The sequence below is a fragment of the Pedobacter sp. BS3 genome, from assembly GCF_008274585.1.
Taxonomy (GTDB): Bacteria; Bacteroidota; Bacteroidia; order Sphingobacteriales; family Sphingobacteriaceae; genus Hufsiella_A.
Genome location: NZ_VTRT01000003.1, coordinates 544,035 through 562,378, shown reverse-complemented (window position 1 = coordinate 562,378; position 18,344 = coordinate 544,035). Strand labels below are relative to the sequence as shown.

16 protein-coding genes and 1 other RNA gene are annotated in these 18,344 nt (G+C 44.5%); 4 read left to right on the top strand and 13 right to left on the bottom strand.

The genetic code is table 11. The features are described from left to right. Positions 1–154: 154 nt before the first annotated feature. The gene (locus FW774_RS11260) at positions 155–520 is read right to left on the bottom strand and encodes a type II toxin-antitoxin system HigA family antitoxin (RefSeq protein ID WP_149348269.1); all 366 of its coding nucleotides are present in this window, start codon (positions 518–520) and stop codon (positions 155–157) included. Positions 521–522: 2 nt separating this feature from the next. Then, positions 523–819, bottom strand: a complete 297-nt coding sequence (locus FW774_RS11255; protein WP_149348268.1) for a type II toxin-antitoxin system HigB family toxin — start codon at positions 817–819, stop codon at positions 523–525. A 197-nt stretch (positions 820–1,016) separates the two neighbouring features. Here FW774_RS11255 and tsaB point away from each other — a divergent pair, with 197 nt between their 5' ends. Beyond that, a complete protein-coding gene (gene tsaB / locus FW774_RS11250; RefSeq protein ID WP_149348267.1) occupies positions 1,017–1,688 on the top strand; it encodes a tRNA (adenosine(37)-N6)-threonylcarbamoyltransferase complex dimerization subunit type 1 TsaB in 672 nt (223 codons plus the stop codon). 176 nt (positions 1,689–1,864) lie between these two features. Here the strand turns inward: tsaB and FW774_RS11245 are convergent, their stop codons facing one another. Together FW774_RS11245 and FW774_RS11240 are read right to left on the bottom strand one after the other, a co-directional pair. After that, entirely contained in the window at positions 1,865–3,298 is a 1,434-nt protein-coding gene (locus FW774_RS11245; protein ID WP_149348266.1) for a DUF5723 family protein, read from the bottom strand. A gap of 1 nt (position 3,299) precedes the next feature. Then, complete coding sequence (locus FW774_RS11240) at positions 3,300–5,912, bottom strand: hypothetical protein (protein WP_149348265.1); 2,613 nt, start codon at positions 5,910–5,912, stop codon at positions 3,300–3,302. A 189-nt stretch (positions 5,913–6,101) separates the two neighbouring features. Here FW774_RS11240 and FW774_RS11235 point away from each other — a divergent pair, with 189 nt between their 5' ends. Further along, positions 6,102–6,494: a DUF423 domain-containing protein gene (locus FW774_RS11235; protein ID WP_149348264.1), complete on the top strand. Its 393-nt coding sequence runs from the start codon at positions 6,102–6,104 to the stop codon at positions 6,492–6,494. Then, positions 6,487–8,967 carry a primosomal protein N' gene (gene priA / locus FW774_RS11230; protein WP_149348263.1) on the top strand — a complete coding sequence of 827 codons (2,481 nt, stop codon included), beginning with the start codon at positions 6,487–6,489 and terminating at the stop codon, positions 8,965–8,967. The genes FW774_RS11235 and priA overlap by 8 nt, the downstream gene beginning before the upstream one ends. A 184-nt stretch (positions 8,968–9,151) precedes the next feature. On the opposite strand, the gene FW774_RS11225 is transcribed toward priA, so the two are convergent. From FW774_RS11225 to FW774_RS11195, 7 genes are all read right to left on the bottom strand, one after another. Beyond that, on the bottom strand, positions 9,152–9,556 hold the full coding sequence (locus tag FW774_RS11225) for a hypothetical protein (RefSeq protein ID WP_149348262.1): 405 nt from the start codon (positions 9,554–9,556) through the stop codon (positions 9,152–9,154). Between the two features lie 228 nt (positions 9,557–9,784). Continuing rightward, complete coding sequence (locus FW774_RS11220; RefSeq protein WP_149348261.1) at positions 9,785–11,446, bottom strand: hypothetical protein; 1,662 nt, start codon at positions 11,444–11,446, stop codon at positions 9,785–9,787. A gap of 170 nt (positions 11,447–11,616) precedes the next feature. After that, positions 11,617–12,786 (bottom strand): Na+/H+ antiporter NhaA, encoded by a 1,170-nt coding sequence (nhaA, locus tag FW774_RS11215; RefSeq protein WP_149348260.1) that lies wholly within the window; start codon positions 12,784–12,786, stop codon positions 11,617–11,619. Positions 12,787–12,965: 179 nt separating this feature from the next. Next, positions 12,966–13,463 (bottom strand): 5-(carboxyamino)imidazole ribonucleotide mutase, encoded by a 498-nt coding sequence (gene purE, locus FW774_RS11210; RefSeq protein ID WP_149348259.1) that lies wholly within the window; start codon positions 13,461–13,463, stop codon positions 12,966–12,968. 96 nt (positions 13,464–13,559) lie between these two features. Beyond that, complete coding sequence (locus FW774_RS11205) at positions 13,560–14,699, bottom strand: 5-(carboxyamino)imidazole ribonucleotide synthase (protein ID WP_149348258.1); 1,140 nt, start codon at positions 14,697–14,699, stop codon at positions 13,560–13,562. Positions 14,700–14,707: 8 nt separating this feature from the next. Beyond that, positions 14,708–15,190, bottom strand: coding sequence for an NADH-quinone oxidoreductase subunit B (locus FW774_RS11200; protein WP_149348257.1), 483 nt, complete (start codon positions 15,188–15,190; stop codon positions 14,708–14,710). After that, complete coding sequence (locus FW774_RS11195) at positions 15,187–15,789, bottom strand: NADH-quinone oxidoreductase subunit A (protein WP_149348256.1); 603 nt, start codon at positions 15,787–15,789, stop codon at positions 15,187–15,189. The genes FW774_RS11200 and FW774_RS11195 overlap by 4 nt, the downstream gene beginning before the upstream one ends. A gap of 29 nt (positions 15,790–15,818) precedes the next feature. On the opposite strand from FW774_RS11195, the gene FW774_RS11190 reads away from it, so the two are divergent. Next, positions 15,819–17,012: an NAD(P)/FAD-dependent oxidoreductase gene (locus FW774_RS11190; protein WP_149348255.1), complete on the top strand. Its 1,194-nt coding sequence runs from the start codon at positions 15,819–15,821 to the stop codon at positions 17,010–17,012. 405 nt (positions 17,013–17,417) lie between these two features. Here the strand turns inward: FW774_RS11190 and fsa are convergent, their stop codons facing one another. Both fsa and ffs read right to left on the bottom strand, forming a co-directional pair. Next, complete coding sequence (gene fsa, locus FW774_RS11185; RefSeq protein WP_149348254.1) at positions 17,418–18,077, bottom strand: fructose-6-phosphate aldolase; 660 nt, start codon at positions 18,075–18,077, stop codon at positions 17,418–17,420. Positions 18,078–18,155: 78 nt separating this feature from the next. After that, positions 18,156–18,255, bottom strand: an RNA gene (gene ffs / locus FW774_RS11180) — signal recognition particle sRNA small type. Positions 18,256–18,344: the final 89 nt, after the last annotated feature.

The window sequence follows — 18,344 nt, the reverse complement described above, 5'->3', positions numbered from 1 at the left end:
TTCTGCTTTTTGAATTATTGGCTATGCCAAGTCCGATAGCGCTAAGCTCCGGCTTAGTGCTAATTCTTAAAAGCCTCCGGGCTTTTTATCTCAGGCTGGGGCATTGGCAATAAGACTTGTGCCAGTGGAGGAACCGCACACCGTGTATATGTACTCAAACGCCTAAAATAATATCAGAACTGATATTTAGCTTCTGGCTAATAGTCCGTGCCACCTTTAACGTAGGCTCACTTTTGCCCGTAAGGTATTCGCTTATTCTCGACTGGCTTACCTGTAAAAGATCTGCAAGTTTTTTTTGGTTTAATCCCAGCTCATACATCCTTAGCTGTAAAACATCAGAAAGCTTAGGGTTGCCGATAGCGAAATTTTCCTCTGAATAATCTGCCACTAGATCAGATAATAATTTCAGTTCGATAAAATGAGTATCTGTTTCGGGAGTGTTGTCATTCACTAAGGGCAAAAGCTGTTCTACTCTTTCAACTGCCCAATTGTATTGATTTTCGTTTTCTATTCTGGTCATTATCAGATGTTTTTAATATCGTTAATGTTATCATATTCTTTATGGGTTCCCACAAAACGAATATAAACAAACTTAATGGTGAACCTGATTACTGCCACTAAACGGAAGCCGTTCCCTTTAATATTGAAAACAAACCTTCCGTTGCCGACATTATCAACGGTGTTAAAGGTACTTTTAACGTCCGCGAAGTTTGTCCATTCACTTTTTTTAACAATTTTAACCCATTCCTGCAAAGCTGTTTTAGACTCGGGGTGCTTTTCTGCAAATAGCTTCAGGGCTTGTTCTGTGAATATCCGCATGACACAAATATAAATACAATATTTGAAATGTAAATAAAATATCTGATATGCGGAATTGTTCTGGTGCCCTATACTGTCCGTACTTTGTGTTACGACCCGATAGCGCTAAGCTCCGGCTTAGTGCTAATTCTTAAAAGCCTCCGGGCTTTTTATCCTCCGGTTTGATTCAGGCTGTACAATGCTTACTTTTGCCCCTGATGGCACTTATCTTACAGTTAGAAACCGCAACCACCTGCTGCTCGGTTGCCCTGGCGCTTAACGGCAAATGTATCGCGTTAAAAGAACGGAATGAACCCAATATTCACGCGGCATCCATCACGCTTTTTATTGAGGAGGTGATGCGGTCTGCCGGTAAAGCCATGACCGACCTGGATGCCGTCTGCATCAGTAAGGGACCAGGCTCATACACCGGTTTGCGTATAGGCGTTTCAACGGCTAAGGGTTTATGCTATGCGTTGGATATTCCGCTCATTAGTGTGACCACGTTACAAGCTATGGCCGCCTCGCTGGCAGGGCAATATCCCGGCAGCCTGTTATGTCCCATGATTGATGCCCGGCGCATGGAGGTATATACCGCGGTCTATACCCCGCAATTAGCGGAAATAGAACCGGTGCAGGCTAAGGTACTGGACGAACATTCGTTCGATAGCCTGCTTGCAACGAACAAATTAGTCTTCTTTGGCGATGGCGCTCCTAAATATCAGCAGGTGCTGCATCATGAACATGCCACTTTCTTGGATGATTTTACCAACTCGGCGGCACACCTCAGCGCTTTAGCCTATGAAAAATTTCAGCATCAGGAATTTGAGGATATCGCCTACTTTGAGCCCTATTACCTGAAAGAATTTTTGGCTACGGTTAGCAGATAGAAGCCCACCCCGGCCCTCCCTAAGGGAGGGAGTAAGCTTCCGGTCTTCCGGACTTTTCCAACTTTCGGACTAAAAGCCATTATCAATTGTCAACTGTCCATTATCAACTGTCAACTGTCCATTATCAACTGTCAACTGTCCATTATCAACTGTCAACTGTCCATATCAACTGTTAATCAGCTTTTCGGTTTCGTCGTCTTCTCTTTCTTGCCGAATAATCGCCGGAAGAAGCCGCCTTTATCGGCATCTTTACCAATTCCGGGAATAGTATTGGCATTGGCCTGGTGCTCCATGTCGGGGCCGAATTTAAAGCTGAAGCCAAAGTAGAACGAGCCTGCCATATAACCGGTGCTTGTTCCCGCGTCCTGTTTTATGACAGATGATGAGGCGTTAACGGTTTTTACAATATTATCTGTGCCGGTAAACAGCTCAAAATTGGGAGTTTTGTACATCACCATTCCGCCCAGCTGTACATCGGTAACCGGGTTAAAAGCCGCCGAAATACCGAAATTCCAGTTTTTATACATCAGGCGGTTAATTAATGCGATATCCATTCCCTTATAGAACAGGTTTTTAGAAATCAGCAGGCTGGGTTGGTAATTGTCAATGTTATCGTTGCTGATGAGTACTTCGGCTTTACCGTTTATCATGGAGTTAAAGCCTTTGCCCACAATATGGGTATTGAACGCACTGTCCAGGTGACCTAACACATATTTAGCCGAACCTGTGGACGGCACATGGCTCATATCAATATTATCGTTTATGCGGTATGAGCGGGCCTGCTTGCTCCAGTGGATAAAACCAATGTCTTTGAGATTTCCCAGTAAAAACCAGCCCCGGTTAAATTTATAGCTGGCGCTGGTGGTTATGGCGATACCGGGATTCCTGAATCCGGGTTTAAGATTAATATCATCTTCCGGGTTTTCGTAATTGAATGTACGTTTAATGCTGCCATCCAGGTAAAGTTGCAGCGAATTGGTAGTGTTATCCACCTGGATAGACGAGTGCTGAATATCCATCTGGTTAAAGGCCACGCCGCTTAAATAACTTAGCTTGACACCCAGGGCCAGTTTGCGGTCGTAGTTTTCGCGGTAGCTGATGCTGAACTGGTGATATAATTGCGCATAACCTGCATTGTTAAAGGTATTAGGATATAGTGTGCCGTTAAAGCGGGATAATTTATCCAGCAAGGCAAACGTTTCATTAGTAAGCCGGTGCATATTGACATCTTCCCTGACCTGCCAGGCAAAACCCAGTTCGCGGTTATATTTAACGGTTTTAAATATACGGAACATGGCAATGTAATTGTTTGAGCTTGAAATAAGCTGGTTGCTCTGTTCCTGGCCCAGCACAAGGCCTGTTGTGCTATATTTGCCGGTTGAGAAAAGCGTACGGATAGTATTCTCTACCGGCCCCGAAAAGGCAGCATTTACCCCGATGTTGGGTATCAGGAAGTTAAAGGCGTATTTGCGACTGCTATCGGCATAGAACGCCTTTTGTGAGGGATTTTCAAAGGCATCGTACAGGGTACGGGTATTATACAGAGAAAACTGCTGAGCCTGTATCCGGAGGGCAGCAAGTGCTATGCTCAGCATGATTAGCTTCTTCATACTAAAGTTTATATACACTTATAGAGGCGTCCATGTTTCCGCAAATCAGGTACTTTCTTCCGTCATCGTCTAAAGTACCGATATAAAAATTAGCAATTCCCTTTACGGGGAAGCCGTTTGCCAACGTGCCGTCATCGTTAAAGAGGTAAATCTGGTTATCGGCTGAAGTAGCTGCGCCAACTTTGAAGGTTGATGCATCCAATCGTAACAATTGCGGCCTGCCGGTAAGCGGATATTTAAAATCATAACTGAACGATAATGTCCCGTCGGCATTGTAAACCGCCAGTTGTGATTTATCGGAAAAGACAAGCTCAGGTGTCTCATCGCCTGTAATATTCCCGGCATCAAAGAAATGTTTTTCAGACCAGGTTCCTATAATTTTCCGGTTTACTTTCCCGTTGCCGGATACCAATATCAATGTTCCCGAAGTGTTGGTGGTAACGATATTCAAATCGGCCAGCTTATTTGCCGGCATCAGCGCTATAGGATTTTTATAACTGCCATGTTCGGCATGCTGTATGCGTTGGTAAACCGAGCCGTTGGCATTGAAAATAGTAAATTCACCATTGGCCGTTCCGGCTACAATGTATTGCTTATTATCGAATGAAACAGCTTTGAGGTCGAATAACAGCTTCCCGTTAACCGGTTTACTCCAGTTCTCCAGGCTTTTCCCCGAAAGGTCGTATCCTTTGACCACATCCCCGCAAGGGATAAATAATTGATTATTAACCAGGGTTAAACCGTACGATGCGTTCGGACTAAGTGCAACGGGAAAACCCGGTTTTACCGCTCCTGCGGTGGTAAAGGCATACAGTTTGGAGGCGGTGTTGAACATTAACGTTCCATCGGGTAGCTGGGCGATTTTACCCAGGATACGTCCGTCTACCTGGATAGCCCACAGTCGTTTGCCATCAGCCGTAAGGGCATACAGGTTGTTAACATTATCCTGTACCAGGATGATATATGTTTCGGTATTGCCGGATATCACCTGCGGTTCGGAGGCCAAGCGACTGTTCAGCTGGTATTTCCAGGCCAGTTTCAGTGGATTTTTTGCCGTGTCGGTATAATTGGCATACAGGTTTGTGAGGAAATGATCGTTGGCGGCGCTCCATTGGTAGGCCACTCCATAAAAGTTTTTTAAACCGTAATTATCATCCGAAAATGCTGCGGCATAGCTTCTTTTCAGCGTGCTGCGGATAAGATTTTTTGAATTTTGAAGACCTGCAAAGAAACAGATGTTTCCCTGGTTGGCAATATACTGCCTGAACGCGGTATATTGCATGTTAGCTGCCAACAGCTTTTCCTGCTTATATGCAGCCAAAAAATGCTGTAAGGCGGCTGCGGAGTTAGCCACTGCCAGCATGTTGTCTATAATGCAGTAATAGGGGCGGGAATAACTTTTCAGCGGGTCGCCGAGGTAATAATACAGCACGTTTGAATTGTTGAACTGGTGGATAATTTCGCCGTACAAGGTGCTGATGGGTTGCAGGAAGAAATCCAACTGGCTGCCGTTGGAGACTTTTATTAAGGCCAGCTTATCCTGGTTATCCAGCTCAAGCAGTGCAAATTCATCGCCGATATACTTTTTCAGGTTAACATCCAGGTCAATGCCGGATTCCGCTTTAATGCGTTGTATTTGTTCTTTTAGCTTATCCAGTTCATGGCGCTGCTCAAACAAGCGGCTTAACGCGGCATGGTAACGTTTGTAGTTGGATATGCCGAATGAAAGATAGCTGGCCGTTTGCGCCGGGAAGGCCTTGTACAGCGTAGTGGTTACCGGCTGTTGTCTGAGAAACAGGTTGAGATAAGAAGCCTGTGTGGTATCTACCGTACTGATGCCGTTAAACATCAGCGCATCGCTTTTAAAATTCATGTTAAGCGATGTAAATCCGCTTAGCTGCTGCAATAGGGACAGGTTTCCTGATAATTTTCCGGAGATGAAACGCTGTAAAAACCCGGGGAGATTTTGGTGATTAACGTAAATATTTAGCGGGGAGTTATCACTTTTTTGTCCGCCCGAATTAATCAGCGTAACAAATTTGTCTGTGGCTTTCTGATGCTTCCCGTTCAGGGCTCGTTCCAGCAGTTCTTTAGAAAAGCTCCCGATAACGGATTGGTTGTTTATAAAGACGTAGAACTCTTTTTTTATAGAATGTATGGTAATCTGCAAGCCGTTTTTACCCGATAGGCTGACGGTTTTTGCCTTGAATTTTTCCTGTAAGGTTTGTGCCGTAAGATTATTCCCAGCCGTATTAACTGCTGTTATCCATAGTAGTTGAACCTGTCCGGATGCATCGGGATGCAGGCTTACGAACAGGTTTTGTCCCGCTAAGGCGGTTTTTACCGGCTCCTGGTCAAGAAAAAGGCTTTTCAGGGTTTGCAGCTCATCCCAATGCGCATCGCCCAAAGCGGCATTGAGCAGCTGATAATCGTTAAATATCTCGTACGACGATTTATCGTTTCTGAATTCGGCAACAACAGTAGCATCGTCGGGAATATAAGATAATGCCCGTTCGTTGCTGCGTCCATCCATGTTAATTCTCGAAAAATACAGCACAGCAACAGCAATAATGGCAATAACAAGCAGGGATATCAGTATAATTAATTTCTTCATGACGAGGCCTCTCTGCAAAATTATATTTTTAACATTAAGCCAAAGAACATTACAGGTTTATTAATTTAGTGACCTGATTAGTACTAAGTAAAAAGTCAAAAGTGAAAAGTAAAAGGTTGAAAGTGAAAAGTTGGAACAGTAATATAAAGATGATTCTGCCGGTCGGTTTATATTAGCTTAATATTAATTATGAAGACACGAATAATAATTACAGCGGCCTTAACAGGTATGCTGGCCGTTATTTTTGGCGCTTTTGGCGCCCATGCTTTACGCGATAGATTATCGGTTGACGAGCTTGAAATCTGGAAGACAGCCGTTAGCTACCAGTTTTACCATACCATCGCCTTGTTGTTTCTGGCTTTGGCTAACGGGTTGAAACAGGATTTGGTGAACAAAATATATGGCTGCTTTATCGTAGGGATGCTGTTTTTTTGCGGCTCGCTATACCTGTTATCCACCCGGTCGTTAACGCATATCGGTTTTAGTCATATTATTGGCCCCATTACGCCTATCGGCGGCTTATTATTTATAGCAGGCTGGATTATTTTGCTGATTGCGGCCTTAAAGCGTAACGATGCTTGAACTGAATCCCGAACATAGCGAGCGGGATACCTTGTTTGTGGAAGTCATACTTCCGCTGGCATTATCTAAAACCTATACTTATCGCGTTCCGTTTAACCTGAACGACAGGGCGGATATCGGTAAGCGGGTTGTTGTGCAGTTTGGCAAGAGCAAAATTTATACGGCAATTGTACACGGCATCACCCGCGAAGCACCCACCTTGTACGAGGCTAAATATATCATCGATATCCTGGATGACGAACCGCTTGTAAACAGTCACCAGCTCAAATTGTGGCAATGGATGGCCGGTTATTACCTGTGCAACCTGGGCGATGTGATGCAGGCCGCACTACCCGCGGCCTTAAAACTGGCCAGTGAGACCCGCATTATCCTTCTCCCTGACCACGGTTTCGATAAAGCGGAACTGAACGATAAAGAGTACCTGATTGTTGATGCGCTTGAGATACAAAATGAGCTTAAGGTAAGCGACATTGCCAAGCTATTGGGACAAAAAACGGTTTTCCCGATATTAAAATCCCTCTTTGACAAGAACATTATTCATATTTCTGAGGAAATTGTGCAACGTTACCAGCCCCGGTTAAAAGCTTTTATCCGCCTTAACAGCGAATATGCCGACCCGGAAAGCCGGAAAGCCTTGTTTGAAATCCTGGAACGGGCGCCCAAACAGATGGATGCGCTGCTGGCTTATCTCAAATTGTCCCGCGACAATCCCGAAATTGCCAAAAGCCAGTTGTTGGAGGAAAGCGGTTGCGGAAATTCGGCGTTAAAAGCCTTGCTGGATAAGCAAATCTTCGTGCAGCAGGATAAAGTAGTTAGCCGTTTAAGCGAATACGAGGAAGAGTTGCTGCAACATTTTGTGCTGAGCCCTGCACAGCAGGGGGCGCTGGAAGCTGTTGAAGCTCAGTTCGAGGAAAAAGATGTGGTGCTGCTTCAGGGTGTTACGGCGTCGGGTAAAACGCAGCTCTACATCCGGCTCATTGAAAAAGCAATTGCCCGGGGACGGCAGGTGCTGTATCTCGTCCCTGAAATTGCACTAACCACGCAGCTTATTGAGCGGCTGAAAAAATATTTTGGCAATACCATTGGCGTATATCATTCCAAATTCAGCGATAATGAACGGGCCGAAACCTGGAATAAGCTGCTGAAAAACGAATACCAGATAGTTTTGGGTGCAAGGTCGTCGGTTTTTTTGCCTTTCTCAAACCTTGGCCTTATTGTAGTTGATGAAGAGCATGAACCATCATACAAGCAGTTTGACCCGGCACCCCGGTACAATGCCCGCGATTCGTCGGTGTACCTGGCTTCTATTCACCGGGCTAAAGTGTTGTTAGGCTCGGCAACACCGGCCCTGGAAAGTTATTTCAACGCCAAATCCGGAAAATTCGGGTTGGTAAACCTGGCAGAACGTTTTGGTGAAGCACAATTGCCACAGATTGAGATAGCCGATATTGCTGAAGAAACCCGGAAAAAAACAATCCGGGGGCATTTCTCCGGCAAACTGCTGGATGCCATTGAAGCGGCGCTTGCCCGTAAAGAGCAGGTTATTTTATTCCAAAACCGGCGGGGATATAATCCGTACCTGCTATGCCGCAGCTGCGGATATTCGCCAAAGTGCATTAACTGCGATATCGGGTTGACCTACCATAAAAGTACCGGTCGTTTGCACTGTCATTTATGCGGTTACAAGCAGGAAACCATTTCGGTATGTCCGGCTTGCGGTTCGGTGCATATCGAATCTAGAGGCTTTGGCACGGAACGTATTGAAGAAGACCTTGCCGGGATTTTTCCCGATGCACGGATTGCCCGCATGGACTTGGATGCCACCCGTACCCGCAACAGCTTTCAGCGGCTGATAACCGACCTGGAGGAACGGAAAATAGACATCCTGGTGGGTACGCAAATGGTAACCAAAGGCCTGGATTTTGAGGGCGTAACGGTAATTGGTATTATCAGTGCCGATAGCTTGCTGAATTACCCGGATTTCAGAGCGTATGAACGCAGTTTTCAGCTGCTTTCGCAGGTAGCAGGGCGCTCGGGCAGGGGTAACAAACCGGGAACAGTAATTATACAGGCTTATGATGTTAATCACCGGGTAATAAACCAGGTAATACGGCACGATTACGAGGAAATGGCCCGAACGGAACTGGTGGAACGCAGGAACTTTAACTATCCACCATATTGCCGCATGATCCAACTGGATTTTAAGCATAAAAACTTCCAGACACTGGCACAAATCACTGTCCGGGCAGAACGCGTTTTAAAATCGTTGTTCGGTCAGCGTGTCATTGGCCCCGTACAGCCATTGGTCGCTAAAGTGCGTAATTATTATATCGTTACGTTTACGCTGAAAATAGAACGGTCGGGCGTAGCTATCAACAATATCAAAACCGCTCTAAAAAGTGCCCTGCTTCAGCTTGAAGCTGATAAACTAAATGCCGGCATGCTGGTACGGGTTGACGTTGACCCGGCGTAGGAGGGTAGAAGGTTTTAAGGTTTAAGGTGGAAGGCTTAAGGTGGAAGGTGAATTACGAGTTGGGATTTTAGATTTACGAATGTCAGGATTGCTCAATTGTTAGATTGTTGTATTGTTACTCTCATAACGATTCTAAAATCAGACTGAACAAACAGCACTGTTCGGCTCCCTCCCTCAGGGTAGGTTAATAACGCGTACCGAAATTATATTGCAGTGTTAACATGCTGAGCGGCCTGAACAGGTACTCCATTTTTTGGTATTTAACCTGTGTATGTGTACGGGCAGCATCATAGTAGATTTTATCCTGCTTTTCGTAATCATACATAATGTCCATTCCGGTTTCAGCGGTAATGCTTAAATGGTCAATAATATTGAGCCGTAAGCCGATAAAAGGAGTAAGCACGAGGCAGTTTTTCTTTGCTTGAGCATCGTAAAGCGCAGTGTTTGGGTTTTTGCCATCCCACGAAATGCCTTTAAATTCGTTGTCTCGGTAACCGATATCGGCGCCATAATAAGGGCGCAGGCGTGTATAGGTGATGTTTTTTTCAAAACCTATCTTTACCGCATAATCTTCCACTCTGCCGTTCACAATTTCGCAATTGGGACAATTATTATCAAACGAAAGACTTTTTTTGAAGTAAGAGCCTTGTAAGCGATAACTGATCTAACGCCCCGGTTCGTGTCTTCACGAACCGGCACAAAGTGAAGTCAGGGATGAGGCCTCAATGCTCTAACGCCCCCGTTCACATCTTCACGAGCCGGTAAGTAAAGCTTCGAGGAGACACGAAGCCTGGCATGGAAGTAGCCTGTTGCTTAATTAATCACTTGGATACTTTCTGCTTTTCATGAACTTGGGTTTTACACCCCAGCTTTCAATAAAATGTGTGTTTATGGAAAATTCCTTCTCTGTAAAGGCAGACATCTCCTTTAATAAAGGTTCGGCGGCTTCTCTCAGGTATTTGGCTCCTCCGGCTTGTACAAAGTTTGGCATATCGAAGAACCACAATGCATTTCTTAACGGATCTGCTTTTATCGAATAGTACATCCACCAAGACATTCCTATCTTGGAATCTTTACTTTCTTTTATTCTTCTGTCCTCGTCGGTACGAATCAGGGCGGCTGCTTTTTGCGAAACATCATATACACGTTGCAGAGTGGTTTTTATTCCTTCGATGTCTCCTTTCTTTAATAGGGCGGTCAGGTAGAACTCAACTCTGGAATTAAAAACGCTGTAGTCTATGCGATATACACTTGTATCTCCTTTTCGTGTATACTGTTCTTCCAGCGAGCCTTCAAACACCGGTTTAGCAAACTTGATATAGCTGTCTACATCGTTCCCTCTTTCCGCAAAAAGCGTATAGGTGTTTTTTTCGTTGTACTCAAAAATCTTCAAATTGCGACTTTTGACAAGACTATCAATAAACAGGTAATTCTTTTTGATAAACTCATATCCTTCCGGGTAGCTTGCCCGCGACCACTTTTCCGGGAAATTATGATTTATGATAAGCTCATTAAGAATGTTTAATCTTGCGGAGTAAGATTCTGTACCGTTCCAGTAATACTCCAGTAATTTCTCCGCTTCTTTTACATTTCCCGTATAGAAATGATTGATGGCAATCTGTGGTAAAAATGGATGTACATCCTCAACTTTAGGAATGTAAAAATCAAGAACCCGTTTAAATAGTGTATTAGCTTCTTCTTTTCTGCCCATTGCGCAAAACAATTCAACCAAATATAGGTCTGCCAGGAAGCGTTCTTTCGCCAGGTATTTATTAAAATTATATTGTATAGCCAGTTTTGTTGTATCTAAGCAATGGTAATATTTACCGGTAAGAGGGTAAGGCTTATCAGATTCCAGTTTGGCAGGATCATCGTAATCTCGTCCCTTGCTCAAAAATGTATTGTAATAATAAGCAGCATCACTAAGATGCCCGTACTTTACTCCGGATAAAAATATGTATAAGCCTATAGTATTACGATATTGGTCAATATATTGTATAGCTTCATCATAGTTATTATTCTCAGCGACCTCCTTATCAAGTGTTTTGGGAAGAGTAACTCTTAGCGTATTGTAGCAGGGAATAAATGCACCTTTATTAAAATACTCGATAGCTCTGTTTAGGGTTCTTCCATATTCTTCAGCCATTTCTTTTGCCTTGGCATTTCTAAAAGCCTTTTGCCTGGCAGCCCACTCATAATCAATTTCCTGGTCAAGAAAAGACCACCTTGATTTCTTTACATACGTGGTACCTGGAGAAGATGCCGGTGAACCGGATGAATAAGAGGTTGAAGATGGAGTAGAAGGTGTTTTGATATTATACGCCTTTAAATTATAATCATAGGTTTTAGTCCACACAGGAGGTACATAAGCGCCGCCCCAATAGTTTGCTCCCTGCTTATATTCTGTATATGTTTGTGCCTGGAGGTTTATTGCTATAACCAAGCTAAAGGTTAAAAAGCAAAGAAAAAGTTTTCTCATTTTAGTATGTGCAAACTGTCTTTTGATTTATGCAGGTGAATATACTAAGAAAATATGCTAAAATTTACTGATCTGTTGGGTAGACTTAGACAGGCCTAAATTAATTCAGAGCAAATAAAAACGAAGCTAATGCCCCGGTTCGTGTCTTCACGAATCGGCACAAAGTGAAGTTAGGGATGAGTCCTCAATGTTCTAAGATATATAAACCCTGCCGTACCGGCAATAACCGAAGCGATAAGAATAGAAAATTTGGCCTCGGATTGCAACAGCTCATTGTTGAATGAAAGCAGCGAGATAAATATCGACATGGTGAAACCTATGCCGGCCATAATGCCGATGCCGGTGATGTGTTTCCAGTTGGCTTCATCCGGGAGTGTGCTGAGATTAAGTTTAACAGACAGCCAGGAAAAGAGTGTAATGCCGATAGGTTTGCCCAGAATCAAACCAAAAATAATACCCAGCCCGATGGGATGCGTGATGCCGGAAAGCATGGCTTTCTCAAAGCGGATATTGGTATTAGCCAATGCAAAAAGTGGCATAATCATATAGTTCACCGGCTTGTGCAGCAGATGCTCCAGGTTTTCCAGGGGCGATGGCTCGTCCGTTTCATTAGTAGGAATGGTGAAAGCCAGCAGCACGCCCGAAATGGTAGCGTGAATACCTGAGTGATGTATAAAATACCACAGGAAAATTCCCGGAATGAGATAAAAAACAAGATTTTTTACGCCGGTCTTATTTAAAATGATCAGCAGCAAAACAACCAATCCTGCATAAATAAGATAATTGAAATGCAGCTCGTTGGTGTAAAAGGCGGCAATAACCAGTATGGCGCCTAAATCGTCTACAATGGCCAGGGCTGCCATAAAAACCTTTAATGAGGCCGGAACCTTATTGCCCAATAATGATACCACTGCCAACGCGAAGGCAATATCGGTAGCCATCGGTATTCCCCAGCCATCATGGGTAGGTTTATTGTAATTGAACAACAGGAATATCAGTGCCGGGACTATCATACCGCCAACGGCAGCGAAAACAGGCATAGCCGCTTTGGCCGGCGATGAAAGCTCGCCTTCCAGCAGTTCCCGTTTAATTTCCAGGCCAACCAGAAGAAAAAAGACGGCCATCAGGCCATCATTGATCCATAATGAAATGGAATAATTGAGATGTAACGATGACGTGTCAAAACCGATAGTAGTATTGAGCAACTGCATAAAACCATCGGCAAGCGGTGAGTTAGCGATAAGTAAGGAAATAATCACGCATCCTATTAACAGAAAACCCCCAAACTGCCCCGATTGTGCAAAATCCTTAAACGCTTGTAAATTAATTAGTTTGGACATGAAGTGGTTGTTAGTAAGCCTCACCCCAGCCCTCTCCAAAGGAGAGGGAGTAGAGATAGCTTATTCATCTTGTCTCTTATATGTATGTTTTATCGCTAATTAGTACCTTATGCCTTACACCTTTTATCCCGAACTGTCGGGATTTCGCTTCGCTCAACCTTCTGCTTAAAACCTAAAACTTACAACTCCCTCGCAGATTGTTCCACATGCTTGCGCAGGTCTTCTTTGTAAGTTAGTAACCGGTTTGCCAGGTTTTCGTCGGATGTGGCCAATATCTGGGCGGCAAGGATGCCGGCATTCTTTGCGGCGTTTAACGCGACGGTAGCAACCGGGATGCCGTTTGGCATTTGCAGAATGGATAGGATAGAATCCCAGCCATCAATGGAATTAGATGATTTTACCGGAACACCAATGACCGGCAAATGCGTGATGGATGCAACCATTCCGGGCAGGTGAGCCGCTCCGCCGGCGCCGGCAATAATGATCTTCAGACCCCGTTCGGCGGCAGTTTTAGCGTAATTGAACATCCGTTCGGGGGTACGGTGTGCCGAAACTACGGTGATTTCGTACTCTACACCTAATTCTTTAAGTATATCTGCCGCATCCTGCATAGTCGGAAGGTCTGATTTACTGCCCATAATAATGCCTACTTTGGCTGTAGATAATAGCTGCTCCATATTGTGTTAAGTTGAAAGTTAAGAGTCAAAAGTTAAAAGAAGTAATCGGCTTAAAATTAGCGGTATAAAACAATTTATAGTTATTTACCAGCTAAATTAAACCTTTACCTTTAAAGTTTGCTGTACATAACGGGCTTTTTCAATAGCTTTTTCGCGATTCTGGTCTACCACGGTTACGTGGCCCATTTTCCGGAAAGGCTTGGTTAGTTTTTTACCATACAAGTGCACGTAAACACCGTCGAGCTTTAAAATATCCTTTAAGCCCTCATAATCAGCCAGACCTTCGTAACCCTTTTCTCCCAGGATATTCACCATAACCGCGTTGGCTGTACAACTGGTATCGCCCAGCGGCTGATTGAATATCGCACGCAAGTGCTGCTCAAACTGGCTGGTAACATTACCCTCAATAGACTGGTGTCCGCTATTATGCGGACGTGGCGCCAGCTCATTAACCAATATCTCGCCGCTTTTGGTCAGGAACATTTCAACAGCCAGAATACCCACAATTTTCAAATCGTCAGCAATTTTAATAGCCAGGTTTTCGGCCTGTTCGTGAACAGCAAAGGGCAGCAGCGAAGGCGATATCAGATATTCGACCAGGTTAGCGTCCGGGTTAAATTCCATTTCTACCATCGGGAATGTTTTAATGTCGCCATTGTCGTTCCGGGCCACAATTACCGATATTTCCTTCTCAAAATCTACCCACTGCTCAATGAGGCTGGGTTGCTCGAACGCGTTTTCTATATCCTGTTCAGTAAGCACCTTGTAAACCCCGCGACCGTCGTAGCCGTCCTTACGGAGCTTCTGGATGTAGGGTAGGGGAATATCGGCATTTTTTAATGCCGCTTTTGAGGAAATAAGCTGAAACGGTGCGCTGGGAATATCGTTCTGCTTGAAAAATTCTTTTTGCAGCCCCTTATCCTGTATTAAGCGGATAATTCGCGGTTGCGGATATACCAGGATTCCCTCGCTTTCCAGTTGTTCCAGTGCGTCGACATTAACTTTTTCAATCTCAATGGTAATCAAATCCTGCTTTTTGCCAAACTCGTAAACCGTATCGTAATCGGTTAGCGAGCCTACCGAGAACTGCTCGCAGATATGTTTGCATGGAGCTTCGGGGTCGGGGTCGAGCACCCGTATATTGACATTGTAATTGATGGCTTGCTGGATAAACATGCGCCCTAACTGTCCGCCTCCTAAAATGCCAACTTTAAGGTCGCCGTAAAATGATTTCATGGGTTTTCTTATGAATTTATAAGGCTTTCGCCCGCTATTTTTTTCTGAAGTTCTAAAATTGCACCAATCAACGCCTCGGGCCTCGGAGGACATCCCTGTACATACACATCAACCGGGATAACGCGGTCTACACCTTTTACCACGTGATAACCATGCTCCCAATACGGGCCGCCGCAGTTTGAGCATGAGCCCATCGAAATCACGTATCGAGGTTCGGGCATTTGTTCGTATAAACGTTTAATGCGTTCGGCCATTTTAAAGGTTACGGTTCCGGCAATGATAATCACGTCCGATTGTCGTGGTGAAGGTCTCGGAAATACACCGAAACGGTCTAAATCGTATGTAGAAGCCATGGAGCCCATCATTTCTATAGCGCAGCAGGCTATCCCGAAACTCATGGGCCATAACGACGACATGCGTGCCCAGTTTAGCAATTCATCCAGGCGGGTAACCATCACACCGCCGCTTTCCGATAGTTTATCTATGCTCATGACGATGCCGGTTTTCTGAATGTGGGTTTAAATGCTGGTCTCGGAGCGGGTTTCGCAGCCGTATCCGGTACATCGGAAGTTGCTACAGCTTCGACAGTGCGTTCTGTTGTAAATGGTTTTACGGTATATCTCTCGTTATTGATAGTATCATACACGGATAGCGGAATTGCCTGGTCGGTTGCCGGGATTTTGGGTTGTGGTTTTACCCATTCCAAATCGCCTTTTTTCCACGCATATACCAATCCCAATATTAAAATACCGATGAAAATAAACATTTCGGTGAGCGTGAACCATCCCCAGCGGCTATCAGCGGCAACTAAATCGGCATTGCCAAAAATAGTTGTCCACGGAATAATAAAAGCCATTTCAACGTCGAACAGCAGGAATATCAGGGCTATGACATAGAACCGCAGGTTAAATTGTACCCACGAATTTCCGGATGGATTTTCGCCGCACTCATACGAAGTTAATTTTTCGGGATTCGGTTTGCGGGGTGCGATAAAACGCGATGCAAAAAAGGTAAGGGTAACAATCAGAATACCCATCAGCATCATAATGAAAACCTTGCCAAATTCTGTTATCTGCGAGACTTCGTTCATTTCAGCCCAAAATTAACAATATTTGCCGAATGAACCTATTTGATGCCGTGATTATTGGCGGCGGCGCCTGCGGATTGATGTGTGCGGTGCAAGCCGGATTTTTAGGAAAGCGGGTGCTGGTGCTCGAAAAAAATTCGAAGCCGGGCGCCAAAATCCTGATATCAGGCGGCGGACGATGCAATTATACCAACCTGAATGTTTCGGCAGCCAATTTTATTTCGCAGAATAAGCATTTCTGCAAATCGGCATTTTCACAATGGACGGTTGACGATACCATTACCTTTTTTGAGACTTACGGCATTACGGGACAGGAAAAGACATTGGGGCAGCTGTTCCCGGTGAGTAATAAGGCGCAGGATATTGTTGCCGTTTTTACCAACCTGTGTAAAGAGCTGGGGCAGGAGATACGCTGTAACTGCGAGGTAAAAGCTGTCCGGAAAACAGCCGACGGCTTCCGGGTGGAATATGAGGAAAACGGTATAGCCCGAAGCCTGTCTGCTCCTAAACTGGTGATAGCCAGCGGCGGACTGCCCATTGCTAAAATGGGCGCTACGGATTTTGGCCTTCGTGCTGCCCGTAATTTTGACCTGACCGTTACCGAAACAGCCCCGGCACTGGTTCCGCTTACCATTACCGGTAAGGATAGCGAATGGTTTGCCGCATTAGCGGGGAATACCATTTATAGTCGTGTTTGGAATAATAAAGCCAGCTTTGAGGAAAATATCCTGTTTACCCATTGGGGATTAAGCGGTCCGGCCATATTGCAGATTTCTTCGTACTGGCAACCCGGCGAGGAAATTTTCATGGACTTGCTGCCTTCCGGCGATATATCTGAGCGCATTTCTCATGAGCGTGAGCATAACGGCAAAAAGCTGTTGCTGAATTTCCTTGCGGGGATTTATACCAAAAAGTTCGCTGATGCTTTAGGAAAATATCTTCCTGTCGATAAAAACCTGGCTTCCTTATCCCGTAGGGAAGTAGATGCTATCCGGCAGTTTATTCATCATTTCAGGGTAAAGCCCGCCGGAACCAAAGGATATGATAAAGCGGAAGTTATGCGGGGCGGCGTATCAACCGACGAATTGAATTCGAAAACGCTGGAATCTAAGCAGGTAAACGGCCTGTTCTTTGGCGGCGAATGTGTAGATGTTACGGGTTGGCTGGGCGGTTATAACTTTCAGTGGGCCTGGGCCAGCGGTTATGTTATTGCGCAGCATTTGTAGGGGTAAAGTGAAAAGTAAAAAGTGAAAAGTGAAAAGTAAAAATCCCATACTGTCCTTAGTCTTGTGCGGTTGTTAATGTAGTGGCAGACTAAGGATAAAGAATGAAAAGAGTTTGTAAGCTTACTCTATCCATAATTAATTATTATGGTAGGTGGGGGTAAATGAAACTACAGATTGAATAGAATGCAATGGAAAGTTTATAACCTCGCCGGGGGAGTTTAAGCTAACAACCCGTAGCTGCAATGCTCAACGCCATGTGGCAACACTGCGGAGAGTAAGAAGTTGGAAGGTATATCTTCCGTTAGTTTTAAATTCAGAGCTATAGAATTTCTGTAGAAGACAAGGAGAGAAGATCATTCCTGCTCCTCGTCTTTATTTTTTGCACTTGTTCTTGCTCCTGACGCTTTATTTTCCCGCCGCCTTGGCATGGTCTGCCAGGAATTGCGCCAAACCGTTATCGGTTAATGGGTGCTTCAATAAAGCTGTAATAGCAGACAGGGGACCGGTTATTACATCAGCGCCAATTTTAGCACAGTTAACAATGTGCATAGCATGACGTACAGACGCCGCCAGAATTTGTGTTTCGTAACCGTAGTTGTCGTATATCAAGCGGATATCCTCAATAAGCTGCAGGCCATCGGTAGAAACATCGTCCAAACGGCCAATAAACGGCGAAACATAAGTTGCTCCCGCTTTAGCGGCCAGTAAGGCTTGTCCAGCCGAAAATACCAGCGTACAGTTAGTTTTAATGCCTTTTGAAGAAAAGTATTTAATAGCTTTAACACCTTCCTTTATCATCGGAACTTTAACAACAATTTTATCATTCAACGCGGCCAGTTGCTCACCTTCCTTTACCATGCCGTCAAAATCGGTAGAAATCACTTCAGCGCTTACGTCGCCATCAACAATATCGCAAATAGCTTTATAGTGATTAATTACGTTCTGTTCACCGCTAATGCCTTCTTTGGCCATCAGGCTCGGGTTAGTAGTTACACCGTCCAGAACACCCAAATCGTATGCTTCCTTAATTTGTTGCAGGTTTGCTGTGTCAATAAAAAATTTCATTTTGTTAAGGTTAATATTGCTTGTAAAGAGCCCTGAATTATGTTACGGCTTCCCCTTCAGGGGATAGGGGAAATAAAAAATGGGCAAGCCCCTTTTATCGCACCGCTACAACCTTCTACCCTTGCTGTGTTCCCACCCTGGGGGAGTTCAAAGGGAGCTGGTCGTAAAAGACTTACCCGTCGCAAAAGTATAAAAAAAGCCGGCAATCGTAAAATTTTTTGTAAGGTTTTGTACATTAGCATAGAACTGTTTGATACTGAAAAAATT

Excerpts from the sequence above, each read along its gene's own strand:
- FW774_RS11260 (WP_149348269.1), bottom strand. The coding sequence starts at position 520 with ATGACCAGAATAGAAAACGAAAATCAATACAATTGGGCAGTTGAAAGA.
- FW774_RS11255 (WP_149348268.1), bottom strand. The coding sequence starts at position 819 with ATGCGGATATTCACAGAACAAGCCCTGAAGCTATTTGCAGAAAAGCAC.
- tsaB (WP_149348267.1), top strand. The coding sequence starts at position 1,017 with ATGGCACTTATCTTACAGTTAGAAACCGCAACCACCTGCTGCTCGGTT.
- FW774_RS11245 (WP_149348266.1), bottom strand. The coding sequence starts at position 3,298 with ATGAAGAAGCTAATCATGCTGAGCATAGCACTTGCTGCCCTCCGGATA.
- FW774_RS11240 (WP_149348265.1), bottom strand. The coding sequence starts at position 5,912 with ATGAAGAAATTAATTATACTGATATCCCTGCTTGTTATTGCCATTATT.
- FW774_RS11235 (WP_149348264.1), top strand. The coding sequence starts at position 6,102 with ATGAAGACACGAATAATAATTACAGCGGCCTTAACAGGTATGCTGGCC.
- priA (WP_149348263.1), top strand. The coding sequence starts at position 6,487 with ATGCTTGAACTGAATCCCGAACATAGCGAGCGGGATACCTTGTTTGTG.
- FW774_RS11220 (WP_149348261.1), bottom strand. The coding sequence starts at position 11,446 with ATGAGAAAACTTTTTCTTTGCTTTTTAACCTTTAGCTTGGTTATAGCA.
- nhaA (WP_149348260.1), bottom strand. The coding sequence starts at position 12,786 with ATGTCCAAACTAATTAATTTACAAGCGTTTAAGGATTTTGCACAATCG.
- purE (WP_149348259.1), bottom strand. The coding sequence starts at position 13,463 with ATGGAGCAGCTATTATCTACAGCCAAAGTAGGCATTATTATGGGCAGT.
- FW774_RS11205 (WP_149348258.1), bottom strand. The coding sequence starts at position 14,699 with ATGAAATCATTTTACGGCGACCTTAAAGTTGGCATTTTAGGAGGCGGA.
- FW774_RS11200 (WP_149348257.1), bottom strand. The coding sequence starts at position 15,190 with ATGAGCATAGATAAACTATCGGAAAGCGGCGGTGTGATGGTTACCCGC.
- FW774_RS11195 (WP_149348256.1), bottom strand. The coding sequence starts at position 15,789 with ATGAACGAAGTCTCGCAGATAACAGAATTTGGCAAGGTTTTCATTATG.
- FW774_RS11190 (WP_149348255.1), top strand. The coding sequence starts at position 15,819 with ATGAACCTATTTGATGCCGTGATTATTGGCGGCGGCGCCTGCGGATTG.
- fsa (WP_149348254.1), bottom strand. The coding sequence starts at position 18,077 with ATGAAATTTTTTATTGACACAGCAAACCTGCAACAAATTAAGGAAGCA.